The sequence below is a fragment of the Arthrobacter sp. JUb115 genome, assembly GCF_004365035.1.
In the GTDB taxonomy this organism is placed as follows: domain Bacteria; phylum Actinomycetota; class Actinomycetes; order Actinomycetales; family Micrococcaceae; genus Glutamicibacter.
This window is the reverse complement of record NZ_SOBS01000024.1, coordinates 1-2,870: the sequence shown is the minus strand read 5'-3', so window position 1 is coordinate 2,870 and position 2,870 is coordinate 1. Positions and strand designations below refer to the sequence as shown.

General features: G+C 56.6%; 3 protein-coding genes. 2 read left to right on the top strand and 1 reads right to left on the bottom strand.

Going from position 1 to position 2,870, the window contains the following annotated elements; translation table 11 throughout:
• Nucleotides 1–470 precede the first annotated feature (470 nt).
• A complete protein-coding gene (locus EDF61_RS18635; protein ID WP_105662736.1) occupies nt 471–671 on the top strand; it encodes a helix-turn-helix transcriptional regulator in 201 nt (66 codons plus the stop codon).
• Nucleotides 668–1,864: a type II toxin-antitoxin system HipA family toxin gene (locus EDF61_RS18630; RefSeq protein ID WP_133835120.1), complete on the top strand. Its 1,197-nt coding sequence runs from the start codon at nt 668–670 to the stop codon at nt 1,862–1,864. Before EDF61_RS18635 ends, EDF61_RS18630 begins: the two co-directional genes overlap by 4 nt.
• An 18-nt stretch (nt 1,865–1,882) precedes the next feature.
• On the opposite strand, the gene EDF61_RS18625 is transcribed toward EDF61_RS18630, so the two are convergent.
• Nucleotides 1,883–2,326: a MepB family protein gene (locus EDF61_RS18625; RefSeq protein ID WP_038993720.1), complete on the bottom strand. Its 444-nt coding sequence runs from the start codon at nt 2,324–2,326 to the stop codon at nt 1,883–1,885.
• Nucleotides 2,327–2,870: the final 544 nt, after the last annotated feature.

Sequence of the window (2,870 nt, the reverse complement as noted above, 5' to 3'; positions counted from 1 at the left end):
TTGAGGCCCTGGTACCGTTTGGTGCCGGGGCCTCACCTGTTTAACGGGAAGGGGAGGGGGAATTGGGCAGCTGGTGCTGCTTGGTTCCTCCTCCCTCCTGCTTTAACGAGCTTGAGTGCTGGTCGCTAGCGCAGACCGCTCAAGGAACGACCAGGCAGGCATGGGGTTGTGAATGCAGCCATGGCTAAGCTGTGTCCCGATGTCGGACGCGCTTGAAGCGACTAAGCAGACGGCGTGGCCCTGGACCTCCGCGGCTCACTACGGGAGAGAACGCCCGCTCCGTTGCAGGTGCTTTATCCGATGGGTTCCGGTCCGCCAATCGGCAAGATCCTGCCTTTTGATGCCTCTGACAATCGATTGCTTGCACCTGGCTATCATTTCGGTAACTTGTTGCCGATTCTTGCTCCATGCTGAATGATAGTGAGCAGAATGTCGCCAATCGGCGAAATGCTGCCGGAAGAGGATCCTTCATGAATTCAGTGACTGAGCTAGGGGCCGAATTGCAGCGCGTTAGAAAACAGAATGGCCTGACGCAGGAACAGCTGGCTGAATTAGCTGGCATCTCCGAACGTACGCTGCGCTCCATAGAACGAGGGGCGGGAAACCCCTCCATTGAAGCGGTGCTCTCCGTCGCGAATGTACTCGGCCTTCGAATTCGCGTGGCCAAATGAAGCCGCAACTCCAAGAGCTCAAGCTTGTTACCAAGGCTGACGTCTACTGCAACGAAAACCTCGCCGGCACTCTAGCCAGACAGTCCGACGGAAGCGTGGCCTTCAGCTATAACAAGGACTACCTTGCACATGGTGGCGCGGGCATTGCGACATCTTTGCCAGCTTCCCCGGAGGCATACGTTGGGCCTGGGGGCGCGTTGCCATCGTTCTTCTCGGGACTATTGCCCGAAGGCCATCGCCTGACCGTTCTCAAGGACGCAACTAAGACCAGCATCTCTGACGAGTTGACTCTGCTGATGGCAGTGGGCGCCGACACTCCAGGCAATGTACGCGTTGTTCCGGAAGGATCAGCACTGGAGCAAACCCCCGTGGTTGCTGAATTCAGCAGCACGGCCGAACTCGACTTCTCGGTCCTCGCGCGCACCTTGGACCGCCACTCGATCCCCGGCGTGCAAGACAAGATCAGCGCAACCATGCTGACAACACCAGTGGAGTTCAAGAACAGCGCCTATCTGCTCAAGCTTGATCCCCGGGATCATCCGCATTTGGTCGTTAATGAGGCGCAGCACCTGAAAGCAGCGCGATTGCTCAAACTTCCGGTCGCAAACAATCGGCTAGTACTGGATTCCACTGGGAGTCCGGGGCTGCTGGTCGAGAGGTTCGATCGCGAGGGTGTCGAGGGGGCGGATAGTCCCACGCGTTTGGCGTTGGAAGATGCCATGCAGGTATTGAACCTTCCGCCGGCAAGCAAGTATGCAGTGAGCACGGAACAAGCTATTGAAGCCTTAGCGCTGCAGTGCCAGGCTCCGGTGCTCGCCAGGCGCAATCTATACATGCAGTTCGTCTTTGCGTGGCTAACTGGCAACGGCGACTTGCATGGAAAGAACGTCTCGATTCTGGCGGACTTGCATGGACGGTTTAATGTAGCGCCCATCTACGACATCCCATGCACCCTGGTCTACGGCGATGACACCATGGCTTTGACTGTTGCCGGCAAGGCTAAGAATCTGAAGAAGAAGCACTGGGCGGAGCTTGCAAGGGTGCTCGGCTTGGCTGACCGGGCCACGCAGTCAGCGAACCAGTTGGCATTGAAAGCCGCATTGACTGTGGATCTCAGCGAGTTGCCTTTTGAAGGTTCACCTTTGCGTGGTGCGCAACGAGAACTCAGGTTCCGGCGCATGGAGCTGCAGTAGGCGTCTGAGCGGGACAAGTTAGTCTGCGAGCAACGTGAACGCAGGCAGCTGACTATTCTGGCTTTTCTTCGCTTGCCCCTTAAGGCCAGCCGTCCATGATGGATAGACGCGGAAACCGCGCTTGCCTGGAGCCGATGCTGAGGCGAAGACGCCCAGCTCCTCGAGGTGCTGTTGAGTAAAGCGGAAGACGCCGAAACAGCCGGCTTCCTCGATAAAGACCATAACTCCGCGCAGTCCCTCTTCGGATTCGTAGGGGGCAGTAGTCCCAGTTTCGTCCCGATGCCATATGGCTACGAACCCACCTGGCTTTGTTGGCGTGATCCTTGCGGTCCTGATCCGCCACCGCTGTCCGTCAAGCTCAGTTACCCCGGCTTGATAATCGCTCTGCTGTTCTTCGGGAGTCACCTCGCCATACGATTGCCCAGTGAGGTGGCAATAGCGTTCCAACGCCGTGAACTTCATAGACTTCATCCTGTATTCGGTAGATCATCAAGTGGAGTGGCAGCGATCGAAATATCGCTGCTATTCACCGTAGCCGAGGGTGGTGCTTACGTAGCACTGCAAGACCTGTATTGGGCCGGCATCAATGCCGACTGCTCTAGGTAGTCATTGCGCTGATGCCGCCTTGGCCGTCACGCGCATGGAACCTCCAGATGCATCGTTTCGCCATGTGCGTTCTCTTCTTGTGCCTTGCTCAGACGCACGCATGCGCCCGCATCGTCTAATCGGCTGATGTGGGCACAATTCATTGGGTTCGCGTATATGCGTACGCTTCTCAAGGGTTCAATAAACTCGCTAGGTACAGGCGCTGATGCTCTGTGCAGCTGCGAAATAATGTTTACGCGCTCAGCCCTAGCTCGGTAATAATTGCCAGCGATTGGGCACATGGAAAGAGCCGAATCAGCAGTTCAGGAATTAAGTGTGCACGGTCACCGTCAAAAACCACCCACCCGATTTGCAGGACCCCCAAAACCTGTGTATAGTTTTTCCTTGTCGCCGAGAACAA

Bases quoted from the DNA above. Each gene is read 5' to 3' on its own strand.
- EDF61_RS18635 (WP_105662736.1), top strand. From the start codon at position 471: ATGAATTCAGTGACTGAGCTAGGGGCCGAATTGCAGCGCGTTAGAAAA.
- EDF61_RS18630 (WP_133835120.1), top strand. From the start codon at position 668: ATGAAGCCGCAACTCCAAGAGCTCAAGCTTGTTACCAAGGCTGACGTC.
- EDF61_RS18625 (WP_038993720.1), bottom strand. From the start codon at position 2,326: ATGAAGTTCACGGCGTTGGAACGCTATTGCCACCTCACTGGGCAATCG.